Source organism: Chryseobacterium sp. CH21 (genome assembly GCF_004119445.1).
In the GTDB taxonomy this organism is placed as follows: domain Bacteria; phylum Bacteroidota; class Bacteroidia; order Flavobacteriales; family Weeksellaceae; genus Chryseobacterium.
This window is the reverse complement of the sequence record NZ_QICI01000075.1, coordinates 30,049-47,841: the sequence shown is the minus strand read 5'-3', so window position 1 is coordinate 47,841 and position 17,793 is coordinate 30,049. Positions and strand designations below refer to the sequence as shown.

The window sequence follows — 17,793 nt, the reverse complement described above, 5'->3', positions numbered from 1 at the left end:
CATATGTCAGCAATGGCAAGTATAAGATCAGATAAGGAATTAAAAACTTATTTCCTAAGAAAAGTAAGTGAAGGAAAAAATAAAATGAGTGTCCTGAATGCGGTAAGAAATAAATTAGTACACAGAATAATGGCTGTCATCAATAGAAAACAGCCATTTTTACAAAAAGAAGAATTTGTGTCAATAAAAAATTCAAATTTCTCTTGTGTATTAACATAGAAATCTTTGCGACCGTTTTAAATCCTATTCATAATCCCTTTGTGATCATAGCGTTTTTCTTCTAATAGCCCATCCACACAGTTTGTCATTCCGCAGGAATCCAACTTGCAAAATTCATAATCAGAATTAAATTTATGCTAAAGCCGTTGGAAATTTTGTTTTTATTAAACGGGCTAAAGTCCGCTCCTATTGAATAATGGATAGTTGATATAAATATTACTTGAATCCCTTTGCTGAGTGTAACGCCTTTGCGACCGTTTTAAATCCTATTCATAATCCCTTTGCGATCATAGCGTTTTTCTTCTAATAGCCATCCACCCAGTTTGTCATTCCGCAGGAATCAAACCTCCAAAATTCAGAATAAAAATATAGAGATGGTTTTTCAGATCAAATATTGTTTACTCCTTTGTTCCCTTAGAAAAACACAGCAAAAACATGGCAAAAAAAAAGTAGAGTTAAATATTTTTTCAATTTTTTTAAGTTTTAATTGACATTTAAACACTTCGGGCAAAATTGTATTTTATAAGGATTTAAACTTAAACATATTTTAAACTTAATTTAAATTCACCATGTTGTAGAATTATCTTTAAGTATTTTACCTTTTTTTGCATTATATTTGTTATAAACATAAACCATGAAAAACAATTTATTGATTTTTACGTTTAGTTTTTTTGCTTTCCCTGCTTTTGGCTGGGCACAGTCTGCGCCGGATTTTAAAGAACTTCTGGATAGTGCTATGGTTCGGGACTCGAACCTCAAAATACAGATTACCCAAAACAAACTTACCGATCTTGACGAACATAAACTCAAAGACATCTTTCTTCCAACTTTGGAATTAAGTGGTAAAGCTGGTTATCTCAACGGAACAGCAAGACTGACGTCACCAGAATTCAATCTCGCTCCCTTTATCAATATTCCGGAAGGAGCTTTCAATAATAATTTCAACGTATCAGGTTTTTCAGGTATTGCCAAGGCTGATGCCAAAATGCTTCTGTATTCAGGAGGAAAGGTCAAGTACATGAAAAAAGCGGTGGAAGAAAAGAAAAAATCTGAAGATATCCTTCTGGAGAAAACAAAAGATGAAGTCATTGCCACTATTTCTAAAGCATATGATCAGCTAGCTCTCATTCATCAGTCTAAAAAGGTTCTGGATGAAAGTAAAAAAAGACTGGATATCAACAGAAAAACAGCTGATAAAGCACTTGGCTATGGTTTGATAACTCCTTACGACCATAAGAAAATAGAACTGGCTCAGGCGACTTTAGATGCCAAAATGGTAGAATATGAAGGGAAAAAGGAACTGCTTCTTACCCAGCTTTATATTTTAACCGGAATTCAAAGAGAAAGGCTTAGAATGATTGATCCGGTACTATCTCCTGTAGAATTGCTGGCTGCAGAAAAAGGAATAGAACAAAGAGCTGAAATCCGCGCTCTGGAACATGGAATCAGTGCTGCAGATTATAAAATAAAAGCTGAAAGAACATGGATGATTCCTAAAGTTCAGCTGATGGCTTCGGCTTATTATATCGGTTTGTACGGGAACAGAATAAAATCTTCGGAGAATGTAATTCCCGCAGTGCCAATACTTGGATATGAAGGAAAAAAACTCGACTGGAGACCCAATAATATCAACGTATTTCCATTGATTACAGCAGGAGTTGGTTTTAAATGGGAAATATTTGACGGTAAAGAAGGGAAACATGCCGAGGAAACCGCCAAAGTAGGGAAAGAAGTTTTACAAAATCAGAAAGAAGATGCCCTGAAAAAACTGACATTGAATCTGGCCAATAATCAAACCAATTATGATATTGCTTCTGCACAGATTACCTTAAAAGCCAAAGAAAAAGAATTGGCAAAAAATGCATTGGTACAGGCAGAAAAAGAATTCAGATACGGAATGAGTAAATCTTCACAGCTTATTGATGCAGAAAACGATCTTGAAGCTTCAGAACTGGAATATCAGAATGCCATTTTCAACCAGAGAAGAGCGGGAATAGAACTGATGAGGTCTACCCAGGAGCTGGATATCACCAAATTTTATTTAATCCCTTAAAAATTTAAATGATGTATAAAAATATATCTATACTCTTCGCTGCTCTGTTTTTGTTGGGGAGCTGTGACAAAAAAAATGAAAAAATCAAAGAACCTGAAGGAAAAACTAAAAAGGATGTGATCTCTTTTGCCCCTAAAGTTACCGGAAGGATTGTAAAAATATATGTTTCCGAAGGTCAGACTGTGAAGAAAGGAGATACATTAGCACAGCTTGATGTTCCGGAAGTTTCTGCAAAGATAGCGCAGGCCCAAGGAGCGGTAAATGCCGCTTCAGCTCAGGAACAGATGGCTAAAAACGGAGCAACAGCGGATCAGTTGAGACAGCTTCAGGCCAAGTATAAAGGGTTGAAGGTACAATATGAATTTGCCCAGAAATCTTACAAAAGAGCCAACAATATGTTCCGCGACAGCTTAATGTCTCCGCAGGCTCATGACGAAATTTATGCGAAACTGCAAGGTGCAAAAGCTCAATATGATGCTGTAGTGGCAGAGTTGGATGACGTAAACAGAGGAACCCGTGTCGAAAAAATAGAAATGGCGGCAGGGCAGGCTTCACAAGCCAAAGGAGCTTTACAGGAAGCTAATGTAGCCTATTCCGAAAGGTATATCATTGCCACCAATGACATGGAAATTGAGACCATCAGCTTAAACACAGGTGAATTAGCAACTGCTGGTTTTGCTTTGTTCAACGGTTATATTCCGGAAAGTACGTATTTCAGATTTACCATCCCGGAAAGTGCCATTTCAAAATACAAAAAAGGGCAGGAGGTGACCATGCAGGTAGTGTATAACAAAGAAAACCTGACAGGAAATATCGTGTATATCAAACAGCTTACAAAATATGCAGATATCACGACAGCTTATCCAGATTATCAGTTGCAGGATGCGATCTACGAGATCAAAGTAAAACCCAAAGACATGAACAAGGCTAAAAGTATTTTAGTCAACGCCAATGTAATCCTGAAATAAATTGAAAGGAAGGGATGGAGCTTGTATTGAGTTTCATTTTGTTCTTCAACCCATAAAAATCTACAGATGAAAGAATTTTTCCGTCTTTTGAAACGAGAGTTCAAACTTTTTATTGGCAATTCTACCTTAAGAACGGTGTTCTTTTTGGCACCGGTTTTTTATGCAACCTTGCTGGGATTTGTCTACAAAAGCGGAAAAGTTGAAAATACACCCGTTTTGGTAGTAGATAGAGACAATACACCTTTATCTAACCAATTGACGGAAATGCTGGATGATAATAAAAGCATCAAAATTATCAGATACCTACAGGAACCTCTCAGCATCAAAGATGAGGTGATCAGACATGAAGCGGCCGCTGTGGTGATTATTCCATCAAGATTTGAAGGAGATATGCTTCAGAAAAAATACCCTGAACTCAATGTTTATATCAATACAGGAAATGTTTTAACGGCCAATTTCGCCTCCAAAGCACTTCAGCTTACCATAGGAACATTCTCAGCAGGAGCTTCTATTAAAGCACTTCAAAAAGCAGGAATGCCCGCTGCAAAGGCTGCTACACAATATGAACCTTTCAAAGCCAATTATATTACCCTTTTCAATACGACCGGAAACTACCTGATCTTCATGTGGCCTGCAATGCTGGCTGTGGTATTACAACAGGTAATTCTGCTGGCAATGGCAGTAAGTTTTGCAGCTGAATTTGAAAGAGGATCCTTTGTGAAAGAATACCTGAAAATGAAAAGATGGGCTTTCCCAACCATGCTGATAAAAGTAATCCCAATCTGGGTGTTTTCTATTCTTATTGTAGGTATTTACTACTTTATGCATATGATTTTCAGGGTTCCAATGCCCGAAGGAATACTCAATTTTATTCTTCTGACGGCAGTTTTTGTAGGATCAGCTTCATTTTTGGGCGTATTCATCAGTATTCTGATTCCGGATGCTTTGAAGGCTACACAAATCCTGATGGTTATTGCATCCCCGGCCTTCATCATAAGTGGTTTTACATGGCCTTTGAGTGCAATGCCTGCTTTCGTTCAGTTTATCGCGAATATTATCCCGTTAACTCCCTTTTTACAGGCGTTTAAAATCTTATTGATTCAAAAAGGCTCGGTGGAGCTTACTTTCCCTTATCTGAAACACCTAAGTATCCTTTTGGTAATATATGCCATTATAGGCTGGATTGCTTTGAAGATCAAGCTTTGGTTTATTTTCAAAAAGTCAACACCACAGGAAATTGAGGTTGAGAATATTTCTGAGGAGGTTGAGTAGTTTTTTTTGTTTCTAGTTGCTGGTTGTTGGTTAATTTGTTGCTGGTTGTTGGTTGCTGGTTGCTGGTTTTTTCTTGCTAGCTAAACTGTTTCTGGTTTCTGGTTGATTGGATACTGGTTATTAGTATTTACATGAAGCCATTCAAAATAATAACATCAAGAAATAATTCAAAAAACAAAACAACCTGTATCAACCAAACTCCACATTTTCACACCCCAAAGTCCCACATAAAACCCTCAACCTGTATTCCTACACTTAATCACAAACTATCAACCAGCAACTCGCAACTCGAACCTCGCACCCACACCCTTCAATTTTTTCCACCAACGATAAAATCAAACAAAAAAACTGATATATTTGTCCATAGTAAAATAGAAATTATATGGAAAATGTATTTGATGCAAAAGATGCTCAAAACTATATTGATAGAATCAACAGACTGGTAGAAGATACCCATGGTTTGTGGGGGAAAATGACAGTGGATCAGATGCTGGCACACTGTTCTATCACCTATGAAATGATCTACGAACCGGAAAAGCACAAAAAGCCGGGAGCTATTGCAAAATTTATATTAAAAACTTTCGTAAAACCAAAAGTAGTGGGAGAAAAAGCCTATCCAAGAGATTCCCCTACTGCTCCACAGTTTTTGATCACTACGAGAAAGAATTTTCACGAAGAAAAAACAAGACTGATCGGTTTTATTCAGAAGACCCAACAGTTGGGAGCAGAAGCGTTCGATGGTAAAGAATCTTTTTCTTTCGGAAAACTGAATTCCCAGGAGTGGAACAATCTGTTTGCTAAACATCTGAACCACCATCTGGCACAATTTGGCGTTTAAAAATCACACACTATGAAAAAACTTTTATTATTCCTCATTCTTGTGGCCAATTTTGCATTGGGGCAGATGCCGGATATCTCCAATACCTGGCTGAACAATAGCAAACCTTATATAGGAACTATTGGAAACAAAGGGCAGGAACTGAAACTGAAGATCAATATTTCCGAACAGAATAAGAAAAATGATCAGGAGTATTTTGTGTCAGGATATTCTCTCGTAGATACCAACTATGCAAAATTCGAAGGGAAGATTACCATTTCAAAATACAAAGATTCCAAGAAGCAGGGAACCGTATTTGGAGAATATGAACTGGCAGAAGAGAATAAAGGAAAACATTCCGGCCTTTTCAAAGGAAAGTTTGTTTATAATTTCAAATGGAACAGGAAAACAGAGAAAATAGAAGGACAGTATATTGAGTTTATTGGTGACTGGAAAAGCTATGACGGAACCATCGATCTGAAGACCCATTTAAAAAACCAATAAATATGCTGAGAAGAATTTTAGCTGTGTTGGTAGGGCTTATTGCAGGCTCTCTCTGTATCACCGTTGTAGAAAAAATTGGGCATTATCTGTATCCACCTCCCGCGGAAGCCGGTGCCGGAGATATGGAGGCACTGAAAGTCTACGTGAGTGAAGCTCCTTTTATGGCTTTGTTTTTTATCATTCTGGCGTATGCTTTAGCAGCGGTTGTTTCCGGATTTACAGCTTCAAAAATTTCAAATAACGGAAAATATACCGCAGCCGTAATCTGTGGAATCATTTTTTTACTGATGACCATTTATATGATGGCAACTCTTCCTTCTCCAATCTGGTTCTGGATTTTGGGAATCCTTGTTTGGGGACTGGTTTTCGTAGGACATAAACTTGCTTTAAAAACAAAAAAAATATGAAATTAGGCGCTTTTTCAATCAGTCTAAGTGTAAAAGATCTTCAGAAATCCAGAGACTTTTATGAGAAACTTGGGTTTATAACAATGGCAGGAACTGCAGAAAGTAACTATCTGATCATGAAAAATGGTTCTACATTGATAGGCCTTTTTCAGGCAATGTTTGATGGAAATATGCTTACTTTCAATCCTGGATGGGACGAAAATGCACAGAATCTTGAATCCTTTGATGATGTGCGTGAAATTCAGAGAAAATTAAAAGAAAGCGGAATAGAAATCGGAAAAGAAGCCGATGAAACCACTTCAGGTCCCGAACATATTTACCTGAAAGATCCCGATGGAAATATGATTCTTATAGATCAGCACAGATAACAATTAAAATACATTCATGATGAGAACATTTAAAAGAATTATGCTATTTTTAGCCGCATTACTAATCATTTTGTTAGTAGTGGCAGCCTTTATTTCAGGAGACTGCAAATATGAAAAAACGATTTCTATCAATGCACCGGTAGATAAAGTATGGCAAAATACCAATTCCCTCAAAGCAATGGATCAGTGGAGTCCTTGGAACGATCTTGATCCTAACATGAAAAAGGACTGGACAGGTACAACGGGGCAGCCCGGAGAAAAAGTTTGTTGGGACAGTAAAAATGAAAATGCAGGAAAAGGTTGTCAGGAATTGAAAAAAGTAGATGAAGCAGGTAAAAGAGTAGATACGGAACTTAAATTTCTTACTCCATATGAAAGTGAGGCAAATGCTTATGTAACAGTTGTTCCGGAAGGAAATGGAAGCAAGGCAACATGGGGATTTACTTCCCAGATTCCTTATCCGTTTACCCTGATGAAGCTGTTTATGAATATGGAGGATGCTATAGGAAAAGATTATCAGAAAGGGCTTTTAAGATTGAAAACTTTATCTGAAAAACCTCAATAAAAAATACAAACTAAACTTAAAAAAACAAGACAATTATGGCAACAGTAAACGTATACCTGACATTCAACGGAAATTGCAAAGAAGCATTCGACTTCTATAAATCCGTTTTCGGAGGAGAATATCCTTACATCGGTACATTTGGAGAAATGCCTCAAATGGAAGGAAAAGAAACTTCTGAAGAAGACAAAAATAAGATCATGCACGTTTCACTTCCAATTTCTAAAGAAACAATCTTGATGGGAAGCGATACAGGAGGTGAGTGGTCTTCCAATTTCAAAGCTGGAAATAACTTCTCTATTTCTGTAAACGCAGAATCTAAAGAAGAAGCAGATAAATTATTCGGAGGTCTTTCTGCGGGAGGACAGGTGACAATGCCAATGGCAGATACTTTCTGGGGAGCTTATTTTGGAATGTTTTCAGATAAATTCGGAATCAACTGGATGGTAAACTATGATGATCCTGCTAAAATGCAGCAGCATCCATAAAATAAATATTTTGTATTCGAAATATAGTTAAAACTTACCGGCAATGATGTTGCCGGTTTTTTATTTGGTATATATTTGCATCCCAAAATTTTTTTAAATTTGATGAAAGAGAAAATCACTCATCATTCATAAAAGGAGTATTCTTTAAACATAAAAAACATAAAAAATGAAATTTACAATTGAAAACATTAAGGCGGAGCATCAGAAAGTAAAAAGCGGAGCCGATTTTCCTCAATACATTCAGGCTATAAAAACGCTTGGAGTTTCTCATTACAAAGCCTATGTTTCAGACGGAAATACTGAGTATTTTAATAACGAAAACCAATCTGTTCAAACAGGAAGAAAATATGATACCCTTACCGTTTCCGATACTTTAAACCTTGACCATTTTAAAGCAAGACTAAAACTTCACCAACAGGGAGGAACAGATTATATGACTTTCTGTAAAGACTGTGCAGAAAACGGAATCAAAGGCTGGACAATGGTTCTTCATATGATGACTTGTACCTATTTTGATCAAAATGAAACAGACGTACTTGCAGAACAGGTTCCAGGATAATCTTTTAAAGAAAAACCGGGTGGAAGATATTTCATCCGGATCTCTTTCTATCATGTGAAAAAATATTGTTTGCTATTATTGATTTAAAATATTAATTTTGTTAAAAACGATAGATAATAGTAATTAACAAGCATGAGAAAGGTTTTTACGAAGTTGGCATTCACAGTATTAAGTTTGGGATCCATTTTGACATTTGCTCAGAAAAACGATCTGGGAGCATGGTATATGTATTTTGGAAACAATAAGATCAGCAAGAAACTGAACTGGCATAATGAAATTCAGTACCGTAATTTTGATGCTGTTGGAGATCTGGAACAATTGCTGATCCGTACAGGAATCGGGTATGATCTTACCGAAAATAACAACAATGTTTTATTGGGATATGGTTTCATTCTGAGCCAGCCTTATGTAAACGGTGAGAAAAAAGAAAATATAGAACATAGAATTTTTCAGCAGTATATTACCAAGCAGAGATTTGGACGTTTTTATCTTCAGCACCGTTACCGCTTGGAAGAACGTTTTCTTCAGGATGATTTTAGAATGAGATTCCGGTATATGCTGGGAGTCAATATTCCGATTACTCAAAAGGAAATGCTGCCGAAAACCCTTTATGCTTCAGTATATAATGAGATTTTTCTGCACTTCAACAGTCCGGTTTTCGACAGGAACAGAGTGTATGGAGCCTTAGGATATGTCATTAATAAAAATATGAGGATTGAAGCTGGGTATATGAATCAGATTCAGGAGAACAGAAACAGAGGACAGATTCAAATCGGTTTTTATAACAATATTCCATTTACTAAAAACTGATCAGAACCGCTGCTGAATGCCCTGAGGAAAACCATTATTTGAAAAATTTAAAATAATAAACACCACAAAAAATAAACACCTATGCATTCAGGAAAAAGATTTGGAGCCCGCGAGTTCATTATGTGGACCAGACGGAGTATTTATGCTTTGCTTGTATTAGCAGCTATTCCTACAACCTTGTACTTTTTTGGCTGGAAATTTCTCTCCGTTCCCTGGCAGCCGATCGCTATCATGGGAACAGCAGTAGCCTTTATTGTTGGGTTTAAAAATAATGCCAGCTACAGCAGACTCTGGGAAGCCAGACAGATCTATGGAGCCATTATCAATGACAGCCGTAGCTTTGGATATATTCTTAGAGATGCACTGCTTTCTAAAGATCCGGGTAAAGTAAAAGAAATGTTCCTGCGTCATTATGCATGGCTTACAGCGTTGAGATTTCAGCTTCGTGAGCCAAGAGCATGGGAAAACATGGGGACAGAGCAATATGATGAATATGCTAAAAAATATGACATTCCGGAGAGACTTTCCAAACTGGATGAAGAATTGAAAAAATACCTCTCTGAATCTGAACTACAGTATATTTTAAGTAAAAAGAACAGAGCGACACAACTGATGGCCAAACAGAGCAAAGCTTTGTCAGATGCCTATGAAAAAGGAGAACTCAATGATTTTCAATGGACGCAGATCAACCAGCAATTGGTGAAGTTTACAGACGATCAGGGAAAAGCTGAAAGAATTAAAAACTTTCCGTATCCAAGGAATTTCTCTTCCATCACCACTTATCTTTTACTTTTATTCATTGTTTTTGTGCCTTTCGGATTATTGAAAGAACTGGATAAATTAGGAGACGGAACCATCGTAGAAGGCTGGACATTATGGTTTAATATTCCATTTTCTTTATTGGTAACATGGTGCTTCCATACCTTAGACAGTGTAGGTGAAGCCTCTGTAAATCCATTTGAAGGAAGCCCTAATGATGTTCCTATCACTCAGATCAGCCGAACCATAGAAATTGATATGAGAGATATGCTGGATGAATCTGATCTTCCGCCAGCTATTACTCCGAAGAATAATATTGTGCTTTAATTCAGTTAATTAGTACTTGAAATTAGAATGTAGATTAAACCTTATAGGTTTTTAAAACCTATAAGGTTTGGAAAAGTTTGGATAGTAATAAAATGATTATCCGGAAATAAAAAATAACACTTAAAAAACTTACTTAAAATGATTCACAGCTATGTTATAATATCCATTGCAGTACTGCTGTCTGTGATGATATTGGTAATGGTCGGCCAGAAACTAAAAGTAGCATACCCTATTTTTCTTGTGATAGCAGGACTACTGATAAGCTTTATACCGGGAATGCCGCGTATTGAAATAGAACCGGATCTTGTTTTTCTTATTTTCCTGCCGCCTATTTTGTTTGAAGCCGCATGGTTTACTTCATGGCAGGACTTTCATAAATGGAGAAAGCAGATTTTTTCAATGGCTTTCGGATTGGTGTTTTTAACGTCAATAGTGGTAGCTTATCTTTCATCTTCCATTATTCCGGGGCTTACTGTAGCCATGGGATTTTTGTTGGGAGGAGTAAACTCTCCGCCGGATGCGGTGGCGGCTACTTCTGTTCTGAAGCATATGAAAATTCCTAAAAAGATTACCAGTATTCTGGAAGGGGAGAGCCTTATCAATGATGCATCCAGTTTGATTGTCTTTAAATTTGCCCTTGCAGCAGTTATTTCAGGGCAGTTTATATGGAGAGATGCCGTTCAGGATTTCTTTACCATGGCCATTGGAGGAATTGCCGTGGGTGTTGCTGTTGGTTTTCTGTTTGGGGCATTGCTTAGGATTATTCCTACCAATTCCAATATAGATACCATTATCACGCTTATTGTACCTTATATTATGTATGTGGGAGCAGAGCATTTCCATTTTTCAGGAGTATTGGCAGTAGTGGCCGGAGGTTTGCTGATGTCATACAATTCACATTGCTATCTGAGCCATACTTCAAGGATACAGTCCGGAAATGTGTGGAGTGTTCTCATATTCCTGATGAATACCATCATTTTTATCCTGATTGGTCTTGAACTTCCTATCGTAGTAGAAGGAATGAAAGAATACACCATTTCAGAAGGAATTTTCTACAGTGTTGTGATTGGCGGTGCCATTATCGGAACAAGAATTCTGTACAGTTACGCATTGATGTACTTCCCAAGAGTCTGCTCTAAAGATTTAAGATTAAAAGTTCCCAAACCCGATTGGAAGGAGCCGTTTATCATCAGTTTTGCAGCAATGAGAGGAGTAGTTTCTTTGGCTGCGGCTTTGTCGATTCCTGCTTTTTTACCTAACGGAGAAGCATTTCCGCACAGAAATATTATTTTATTTGTCACTTTCGTTATCATATTGATTACTTTGGTGGGACAAGGCTTATTGCTGAGCCCGATTCTAAAATTACTGAATATTCAGGATGCCGGAAGTGAATTGCCGGAAGAAAAACAGGAAGTAATCCTTATGCGAAAACTGAAGGAAACAGCTTTGCATAAACTGGATAATGACTTTTCTGAATTAGCCGTAACCAACAGCCTGGTACGTCATCAAAAGCATAAACTGGAAAATGAAATGATGCTGATGGCAGACAAAGCCCAATGTATGGCTTCCACAGGAGATTATGTTTCGGCAATCAATGAAAATAAAGATGTCTTGCGACAGATCATTCAGGCACAGAGGAATGAACTGCACAGAATGAAAAGAGAAAAAATATTTGATGATCACGTCATGAGAACCATTGAAATGCAGCTGGATTTTGATGAAGCCAAGATCACCGGTTTTTCACATGGGTAATAAAAAATAAACCATAAAAGTTCACAAAATGAAAATCCTGAAATTTTCAAGGCTTAAATGTACTTCTCACGAGTAGAAACTTAAACTTAAATAATTTAGCAGATAAAAATTTTTGTGACTTTTGTGGTTAAATAGTAAGAACAAAATGTGTACATTTAAACATATTAAACCCATAATATGAGTACACCCATCATTGTTCAGTATACCATAAATGCTCCGGCTGAAAAAATCTGGAAAGCATTAACCGATAAAAATGAAATGAAATCCTGGTATTTTGATATCCAGGATTTTGTATTGGAAACAGGGAAAAAATTTAATTTCTATGAACCCGGAGGCGCCAATAAATACCATCATCAAGGTGAGATTTTAGAAATAATCCCGAATCAGAAATTGAAACACACATGGTCTTATCCGGATTTTCAGCACTGAAAACTATTGTGACTTGGGAATTACAACCGGAAGACGGACAGACTTTAGTAAAGCTAACCCATGAAGATATTGACAACTTCGAAGATTTAGGAGAAGGCTTTTCAAGAGAAAATTTTAGTGAAGGCTGGAAAACAATTGTAGGGCAAAGTTTAAAAGAATATTTAGAAAAGTAAATGATGATTACATTACAGCCTTTTACAGCAGAAGATGCTCCACAGCTTATTTCAAAGATAAAAGACGAAAGAATGCTGCTTCAGTTCGCTGGACCAGTATACCGTTTCCCTCTTACAGAAGAGCAACTGGAAATCGATTTGTCTGATGAAAAAAGAACCTTATTTAAAATTAAAGATGAAGCTGGAAGTACAATTGGCCATGCTCAGATTTTTCTTAAAGAAAAAACATTCCTGTTGGGAAGAATTCTGATTTGGGATGAAAACAACAGAGGAAAAGGATATGGTAAAAAAGTAATGCAGGAACTTCTGAAATACGGTTTCAATCACTTTGATAAAGAAACTGCTGAACTGAACGTTTACGACTGGAATACCGGAGCCATTGAATGCTACAAGAAAGTAGGGTTCACTCTAGATCCACATGTTAAAAGCGAAGCAAAGATTGATCAGGAAACATGGGTTTCACTCAATATGAAAATCCATAGAAACACTTTTGAATTACAGGAATCATGACACAATTTACCACACTTCGGCCTATTTTCTGGACAGAAAATCTGGATGAAACCATCGCATTTTACATGAATATTCTTGGGTTTACCCTCATGGGCAGAAATGATGACTGGCAATGGGCTTCCCTTCGAAAAGATGAAGTATACATTATGCTTTCTCAGCCTAATGAACATGAAAACAATGCTTCTATTGGGTTTTCCGGTTCGTTTTATTTCAATGTAAATAAAGTGGATGACCTTTGGGAAGACCTTAAAACAAAAGCCAAGGTCTGCTATGAAATAGAAACTTTTGAATGGGGAATGAGAGAATTTGCCATCTATGATAACAACGGTTACATATTACAATTTGGTGAACCCATAGATAATATTGGCAATACGGAATAAAATTTGCTATTTTTGGAGAAATATTTAGAAATTCAATGAAAAAAAGTATAATAGTAGGTTTCGCAGCGATTTTATTATTGGCGTCTTGTAATAAGGATAAAGAGATTCTTAATACATTAAACACTTATAATACTTCAATGGAGGCAAAGGGATACCATTTCGGAGATAAGCTTGAGCTTCCGAAAGAGGTAACGGAAAATGCAGAAAGCGTAACCATCAGCTTTGGAGATAAAGAAACAACGAACTTAACAATTGATCCCCAATTTTTTACTTTGGGAGATAATGCTGTTACATTCAACATCAAAACAAAAGGAGGTGAAGTCCTAAACCAGGATGCTACCATCAATGTGTTTGCAAAAAATCCTGAAAAAAATCTTGCTTACCAGATTGTAGCAGAATATCCGCATGATCCAAAAAACTTTGTACAGGGATTCCAGATCGAAGGAAATACCATCTATGAAAGTGACGGGCAGAACGGATCTTCTCAGATTTTAAAATACACCCTTGGAACAACCACCCCGCTAGCCTCTACCAAACAGGCTCAGGAAGACTTTTCTGAAGGAAGTACCATCGTTGGAGATAAAGTGTATCAGCTGACATGGCAAAGCAAAAAAGGGTATATCTATGATAAAAGTTCTTTAAAACTTTTGTCAGAATTCCCTTACCCTAACGTATTGGGAGAAGGTTGGGGATTAACCTATGACGGAAAAAGCTTAATCGCTTCTGATGGGAGTAAACTTTTGTATTTCCTTGATGTAAATAACCCTTCAAAACTGATCAAATATATTGCAGTGGCAGGAAGTTCCCAGGCATATGATCAATTAAATGAACTTGAATTCCACAACGGATTTATTTATGCCAACGTATGGCAAAAACCGATCATTTTAAAGATCAATCCAGCCAACGGAGAAGTTGTCGGAACTTTTGATTTCACAGAAATAGCAAAACAGAATACCAAAGGAAGTGATGATGTACTGAACGGAATTGCTTTCAAAGGAGATAATATGCTTGTAACAGGTAAAAACTGGCCGAAAATTTATGAAGTTCAGATCAAGTAATCTGATTTATTAATAAAATATATAAATAGCGTTCCTTTGGGAGCGCTATTTTCGTTTTAAGGACTAAAATTTAGTATTTTTGATCCATGATTAACAACTTTATTAAGCGAAATATCAACATTGGTTTTGCTGCATTTCTTTTACTTGCTTCTTGCAGCAACAATGAAAAAATGCTCGATTCTTTGGCAGATTACAACAATTCAAAAGAAAAGAAAGGTTATCATTTCGGAGATAAAATTGAATTGCCGAAAGAAATTACAGAAAATACAGAAAGCATAGCAGTCAGCCTTGGAGATAAAGAAACTAAAGATTTAACCATTGATCCTAAATTTTTCACTCTGGGAGATAACAAGGTCATCTTTATCATCAAAACAAAAGGCGGCGAAGTCCTGAATCAGGATGCAACCATCAATGTATTCTCAAAAATTACGGAAAAGGATATTCCTTATAAAATAGTTGCTGATTATCCCCACGATCCAAAAAACTTTATTGAGGGCTTTGTAATGGAAGGAAATACTATATATGAAAGTGATGGGATGGAAAATGCCTCGCAATTGATAAAATATACTTTAGGATCATCCGCTCCTAAAATCGTTGCCAGGCAGCCTGCTGAGATTTTCTCTGAAGGTTGTACCATCGTTGGAGATAAAGTATATCAGCTGACTTATCGGAATAAAATCGGTTTTATTTACGATAAAAACACGTTAAAGAAAATATCCGAATTTCCCTTGCCCAATATCATCGGAGAAGGATGGGGACTTACTTATGATGGTAAAAATCTGATTGCTACAGACGGTTCTAAAAATCTTTATTTTCTGGATGTCAATAATCCCTCAACAGTTGTGAAGACTGTCTGTGTGGCCGGAAGCAAAAATATTTATGATCAGCTTAATGAGCTGGAATACCACAATGGTTTTATCTATGCAAATGTATGGCATAAACCTGTTATCCTGAAAATTAATCCCAAAACCGGAGATGTAGTAGGGAAGTTTGATTTTACCCAGCTTACAAAGGAGAATAGCCGTGGCGACAGTGAACATGTTTTGAATGGAATTGCATTTAAAGGTGAAAATATGCTCGTAACAGGAAAAAACTGGCCGAAAATTTATGAAGTTTCTTTTCAATAAATTGAATTATACTTCTCAAGGTTAAAATTGGGGAGAAAAGTTCTTTTTTCAACAACAGGATGGTCTCGATTTTGATTACTATCAAAGAAGATTTTACTGAATTTAATCCTCTTTTGGATGAAATTATTTTTCAGTATCTTGACCCCAATAAAAAAGCAGAGTGAAGTTTTTAAACATACTATTTTTTCTCATTTTCTGTACAGCTTCGGCGCAGAATATACTACCCTTAGATACCTTGAAGCTCAAGGAAGCTAAGGATATGCTTGCCGATGATTATGGAAGTCTGTATATCTATAAAAACAAGGATTTTAGTTTTACCAAATACGATTCCTTGGGAAAACAGATCGGGAAAATGATGCTTACTGTTCCTTATAAAGTACAATCCGTACAAAACCCTCTGAACGTACCTTTGTTCTCTGAAAATGCTCAGGAAATGAAGTTTGTAGATCAGAATATGAATGAAATTCAAAAACTTGATTTTAAACAAAAATTTGGTTTCATCAGAATGGCATATGCCGAAGATCTGCAGCAGCTCTGGCTTCTGGATGACAGCACAAAACGTTTGATACAGTATAATTTCAGAAATGATACGACCATCAATTCATATCCTTTTGATATCAGTTTTGAAGATCTGATGGATATGCTGGTCTATGAAAATAAGGTCTATATTTTAACAAGAAAACATATCAGAATTTACAGCCTGAAATTTGAAAAACTGTTTGAAGCCCCTTTGGAGAACGGAAAACGGTTTAGAAGAGAGAATGATGCCATTCTTGTGGTGGCTAATAATTTCATTTCACAATATATTCCTGAAAAGGGAATGGCGACTATTTTTGAAGATCAGGATGCGCAAATTGTGGATAAAAATATCCTCTCTTATTTTGAAATCAAGGGCAACAAACTCTATCTTTACAGCCTTGAAAAAGTAAAGAAAGCCAAACAGCAAAAACAGCTTGAAGCTCAGCCGGAATCTCTACAGCAGTCTACAGAAAAACCCGTAGAAAAAACTGAAGAAAACCCCAAAGAGACAACAGCGGAGAAACCTTCAGACAATACATTACAGAAATTGATCGAAGAGGTTTCCGAAGTTCAGACTGACGGCTTAGAAAAACTTATCAATTAATCAGTAAATACAAGGAAAAAGAATATTATGCATATTGCAGTTACAGGAAACATCGGAGCCGGAAAAACAACTTTGACAACGATGCTTTCCAAGCATTACGGATGGGATGCACAATTTGAAGACGTAGATCATAACCCTTATCTGGAGGATTTTTATTCAGATATGAGCAAGTGGAGTTTTGCACTTCAGGTGTATTTCCTGGGTAGCAGATTCCGTCAGGTAAAGGAAATCAGAGAAAGTGGTAAAAATATTATTCAGGATCGTACCATTTATGAAGATGCTCATATTTTTGCAGAAAACTTAAATGATATGAATCTTCTTTCGGACAGGGACTTCAATAACTATTCATCAGTATTTGATTTGATGAAATCTTTTGTTTCTGCTCCGGATCTGCTGATCTATTTGAAATCAGATGTTCCCAATCTGGTTAAAAAAATCTATAAAAGAGGGCGTGAGTATGAAGCGTCTATCAGTATTGAATACCTTTCAAAACTGAATCAGAAATACGAAAAATGGATTTCCAATTATACGGAAGGAAAACTTCTGATTGTGGAGGTGGATGATCTTGATTTCGTTGAAAAACCGGAAGATTTCGGATTTATTCTGGAGAAAATTGAAGCTGAACTTCACGGATTGTTTTAACATATTTTTATCAGAATATTAAGACATACTCAGGGTAATTCTTTTTAAATTTGTTGAAAGCAAGTTTAACTTTTTTTGAATAATAGATCATGGTAGTTAAAGTGTTACATAACGGAAACTGTTCAAAGTCAAATGCGGTATTAGAGTATCTTGACGAAAACGGAGTGCCTTTTGAGATCATTAATATCGTTGAAGATCCATTAAGCATTCTTGAACTAAGAACAGTGCTGAAAAAATTGAACCAAACTGTTTTTCATATCATCCGTAAAACAGATAAGCTGTATCTTGAAAATTATGCAGATAAAAATTACTCGGAAGAAGAATGGCTCAAGATTTTGTCTGAAAATCCATCCCTGATACAAAGACCTATTTTAGTAAAAGGTTCAGTAGCCATGTTGGGAAGGCCCATTGAAAATGTGAAATTCTTTATTGAAAAGTAAAGATATATATTATAAAAAAGAACGCTCTGCAGAGCGTTCTTTTTAT

22 protein-coding genes and 1 pseudogene are annotated in these 17,793 nt (G+C 36.4%); all 23 read left to right on the top strand.

Features of this window, described 5'->3' with window-relative positions; genetic code table 11:
• Positions 1-219 (top strand): annotated as a pseudogene (locus tag BOQ62_RS16790) (hypothetical protein); the annotation flags it as partial.
• 634 nt (positions 220-853) lie between these two features.
• Entirely contained in the window at positions 854-2,272 is a 1,419-nt protein-coding gene (locus tag BOQ62_RS16785; RefSeq protein ID WP_129041280.1) for a TolC family protein, read from the top strand.
• 11 nt (positions 2,273-2,283) lie between these two features.
• Positions 2,284-3,240 carry an HlyD family secretion protein gene (locus BOQ62_RS16780; RefSeq protein ID WP_129041278.1) on the top strand — a complete coding sequence of 319 codons (957 nt, stop codon included), beginning with the start codon at positions 2,284-2,286 and terminating at the stop codon, positions 3,238-3,240.
• A gap of 66 nt (positions 3,241-3,306) precedes the next feature.
• A complete protein-coding gene (locus tag BOQ62_RS16775; protein ID WP_129041276.1) occupies positions 3,307-4,512 on the top strand; it encodes an ABC transporter permease in 1,206 nt (401 codons plus the stop codon).
• A 382-nt stretch (positions 4,513-4,894) separates the two neighbouring features.
• Positions 4,895-5,350, top strand: a complete 456-nt coding sequence (locus BOQ62_RS16770) for a DUF1569 domain-containing protein (protein ID WP_129041274.1) — start codon at positions 4,895-4,897, stop codon at positions 5,348-5,350.
• Between the two features lie 12 nt (positions 5,351-5,362).
• Complete coding sequence (locus BOQ62_RS16765) at positions 5,363-5,833, top strand: hypothetical protein (protein WP_129041272.1); 471 nt, start codon at positions 5,363-5,365, stop codon at positions 5,831-5,833.
• Between the two features lie 2 nt (positions 5,834-5,835).
• Positions 5,836-6,240, top strand: coding sequence for a hypothetical protein (locus BOQ62_RS16760; protein ID WP_129041270.1), 405 nt, complete (start codon positions 5,836-5,838; stop codon positions 6,238-6,240).
• Positions 6,237-6,608, top strand: coding sequence for a VOC family protein (locus tag BOQ62_RS16755; RefSeq protein ID WP_129041268.1), 372 nt, complete (start codon positions 6,237-6,239; stop codon positions 6,606-6,608). Before BOQ62_RS16760 ends, BOQ62_RS16755 begins: the two co-directional genes overlap by 4 nt.
• A 16-nt stretch (positions 6,609-6,624) precedes the next feature.
• Positions 6,625-7,173, top strand: a complete 549-nt coding sequence (locus BOQ62_RS16750) for an SRPBCC family protein (RefSeq protein ID WP_228414245.1) — start codon at positions 6,625-6,627, stop codon at positions 7,171-7,173.
• A gap of 35 nt (positions 7,174-7,208) precedes the next feature.
• Positions 7,209-7,658, top strand: a complete 450-nt coding sequence (locus BOQ62_RS16745) for a VOC family protein (protein ID WP_129041266.1) — start codon at positions 7,209-7,211, stop codon at positions 7,656-7,658.
• Positions 7,659-7,824: 166 nt separating this feature from the next.
• Positions 7,825-8,217 (top strand): DUF1398 domain-containing protein, encoded by a 393-nt coding sequence (locus BOQ62_RS16740; RefSeq protein ID WP_129041264.1) that lies wholly within the window; start codon positions 7,825-7,827, stop codon positions 8,215-8,217.
• A 132-nt stretch (positions 8,218-8,349) separates the two neighbouring features.
• Positions 8,350-9,027 (top strand): DUF2490 domain-containing protein, encoded by a 678-nt coding sequence (locus BOQ62_RS16735; protein WP_129041262.1) that lies wholly within the window; start codon positions 8,350-8,352, stop codon positions 9,025-9,027.
• 81 nt (positions 9,028-9,108) lie between these two features.
• Positions 9,109-10,113 (top strand): bestrophin family protein, encoded by a 1,005-nt coding sequence (locus tag BOQ62_RS16730; protein WP_129041260.1) that lies wholly within the window; start codon positions 9,109-9,111, stop codon positions 10,111-10,113.
• Between the two features lie 138 nt (positions 10,114-10,251).
• A complete protein-coding gene (locus BOQ62_RS16725) occupies positions 10,252-11,865 on the top strand; it encodes a Na+/H+ antiporter (protein ID WP_129041258.1) in 1,614 nt (537 codons plus the stop codon).
• A 177-nt stretch (positions 11,866-12,042) separates the two neighbouring features.
• Positions 12,043-12,294 (top strand): SRPBCC family protein, encoded by a 252-nt coding sequence (locus BOQ62_RS23930; RefSeq protein ID WP_262708352.1) that lies wholly within the window; start codon positions 12,043-12,045, stop codon positions 12,292-12,294.
• Positions 12,267-12,467, top strand: coding sequence for an SRPBCC family protein (locus BOQ62_RS23925; protein WP_262708351.1), 201 nt, complete (start codon positions 12,267-12,269; stop codon positions 12,465-12,467). Before BOQ62_RS23930 ends, BOQ62_RS23925 begins: the two co-directional genes overlap by 28 nt.
• A complete protein-coding gene (locus tag BOQ62_RS16715) occupies positions 12,468-12,977 on the top strand; it encodes a GNAT family N-acetyltransferase (protein WP_228414243.1) in 510 nt (169 codons plus the stop codon).
• Positions 12,974-13,357 carry a VOC family protein gene (locus tag BOQ62_RS16710; protein WP_129041256.1) on the top strand — a complete coding sequence of 128 codons (384 nt, stop codon included), beginning with the start codon at positions 12,974-12,976 and terminating at the stop codon, positions 13,355-13,357. The genes BOQ62_RS16715 and BOQ62_RS16710 overlap by 4 nt, the downstream gene beginning before the upstream one ends.
• Before the next feature lie 35 nt (positions 13,358-13,392).
• On the top strand, positions 13,393-14,415 hold the full coding sequence (locus BOQ62_RS16705; protein ID WP_129041254.1) for a glutaminyl-peptide cyclotransferase: 1,023 nt from the start codon (positions 13,393-13,395) through the stop codon (positions 14,413-14,415).
• 101 nt (positions 14,416-14,516) lie between these two features.
• Positions 14,517-15,542: a glutaminyl-peptide cyclotransferase gene (locus tag BOQ62_RS16700; RefSeq protein WP_129041282.1), complete on the top strand. Its 1,026-nt coding sequence runs from the start codon at positions 14,517-14,519 to the stop codon at positions 15,540-15,542.
• Between the two features lie 160 nt (positions 15,543-15,702).
• Positions 15,703-16,665 carry a hypothetical protein gene (locus tag BOQ62_RS16695; RefSeq protein WP_129041252.1) on the top strand — a complete coding sequence of 321 codons (963 nt, stop codon included), beginning with the start codon at positions 15,703-15,705 and terminating at the stop codon, positions 16,663-16,665.
• Between the two features lie 27 nt (positions 16,666-16,692).
• Positions 16,693-17,307, top strand: a complete 615-nt coding sequence (locus BOQ62_RS16690) for a deoxynucleoside kinase (protein ID WP_002977952.1) — start codon at positions 16,693-16,695, stop codon at positions 17,305-17,307.
• 89 nt (positions 17,308-17,396) lie between these two features.
• Positions 17,397-17,747: an ArsC/Spx/MgsR family protein gene (locus BOQ62_RS16685; protein ID WP_129041251.1), complete on the top strand. Its 351-nt coding sequence runs from the start codon at positions 17,397-17,399 to the stop codon at positions 17,745-17,747.
• Positions 17,748-17,793 lie beyond the last annotated feature (46 nt).

What these genes read in the sequence shown, in the direction of transcription:
- BOQ62_RS16785 (WP_129041280.1), top strand. Translation starts at nt 854, where the DNA reads ATGAAAAACAATTTATTGATTTTTACGTTTAGTTTTTTTGCTTTCCCT.
- BOQ62_RS16780 (WP_129041278.1), top strand. Translation starts at nt 2,284, where the DNA reads ATGTATAAAAATATATCTATACTCTTCGCTGCTCTGTTTTTGTTGGGG.
- BOQ62_RS16775 (WP_129041276.1), top strand. Translation starts at nt 3,307, where the DNA reads ATGAAAGAATTTTTCCGTCTTTTGAAACGAGAGTTCAAACTTTTTATT.
- BOQ62_RS16770 (WP_129041274.1), top strand. Translation starts at nt 4,895, where the DNA reads ATGGAAAATGTATTTGATGCAAAAGATGCTCAAAACTATATTGATAGA.
- BOQ62_RS16765 (WP_129041272.1), top strand. Translation starts at nt 5,363, where the DNA reads ATGAAAAAACTTTTATTATTCCTCATTCTTGTGGCCAATTTTGCATTG.
- BOQ62_RS16760 (WP_129041270.1), top strand. Translation starts at nt 5,836, where the DNA reads ATGCTGAGAAGAATTTTAGCTGTGTTGGTAGGGCTTATTGCAGGCTCT.
- BOQ62_RS16755 (WP_129041268.1), top strand. Translation starts at nt 6,237, where the DNA reads ATGAAATTAGGCGCTTTTTCAATCAGTCTAAGTGTAAAAGATCTTCAG.
- BOQ62_RS16750 (WP_228414245.1), top strand. Translation starts at nt 6,625, where the DNA reads ATGATGAGAACATTTAAAAGAATTATGCTATTTTTAGCCGCATTACTA.
- BOQ62_RS16745 (WP_129041266.1), top strand. Translation starts at nt 7,209, where the DNA reads ATGGCAACAGTAAACGTATACCTGACATTCAACGGAAATTGCAAAGAA.
- BOQ62_RS16740 (WP_129041264.1), top strand. Translation starts at nt 7,825, where the DNA reads ATGAAATTTACAATTGAAAACATTAAGGCGGAGCATCAGAAAGTAAAA.
- BOQ62_RS16735 (WP_129041262.1), top strand. Translation starts at nt 8,350, where the DNA reads ATGAGAAAGGTTTTTACGAAGTTGGCATTCACAGTATTAAGTTTGGGA.
- BOQ62_RS16730 (WP_129041260.1), top strand. Translation starts at nt 9,109, where the DNA reads ATGCATTCAGGAAAAAGATTTGGAGCCCGCGAGTTCATTATGTGGACC.
- BOQ62_RS16725 (WP_129041258.1), top strand. Translation starts at nt 10,252, where the DNA reads ATGATTCACAGCTATGTTATAATATCCATTGCAGTACTGCTGTCTGTG.
- BOQ62_RS23930 (WP_262708352.1), top strand. Translation starts at nt 12,043, where the DNA reads ATGAGTACACCCATCATTGTTCAGTATACCATAAATGCTCCGGCTGAA.
- BOQ62_RS23925 (WP_262708351.1), top strand. Translation starts at nt 12,267, where the DNA reads ATGGTCTTATCCGGATTTTCAGCACTGAAAACTATTGTGACTTGGGAA.
- BOQ62_RS16715 (WP_228414243.1), top strand. Translation starts at nt 12,468, where the DNA reads ATGATGATTACATTACAGCCTTTTACAGCAGAAGATGCTCCACAGCTT.
- BOQ62_RS16710 (WP_129041256.1), top strand. Translation starts at nt 12,974, where the DNA reads ATGACACAATTTACCACACTTCGGCCTATTTTCTGGACAGAAAATCTG.
- BOQ62_RS16705 (WP_129041254.1), top strand. Translation starts at nt 13,393, where the DNA reads ATGAAAAAAAGTATAATAGTAGGTTTCGCAGCGATTTTATTATTGGCG.
- BOQ62_RS16690 (WP_002977952.1), top strand. Translation starts at nt 16,693, where the DNA reads ATGCATATTGCAGTTACAGGAAACATCGGAGCCGGAAAAACAACTTTG.
- BOQ62_RS16685 (WP_129041251.1), top strand. Translation starts at nt 17,397, where the DNA reads ATGGTAGTTAAAGTGTTACATAACGGAAACTGTTCAAAGTCAAATGCG.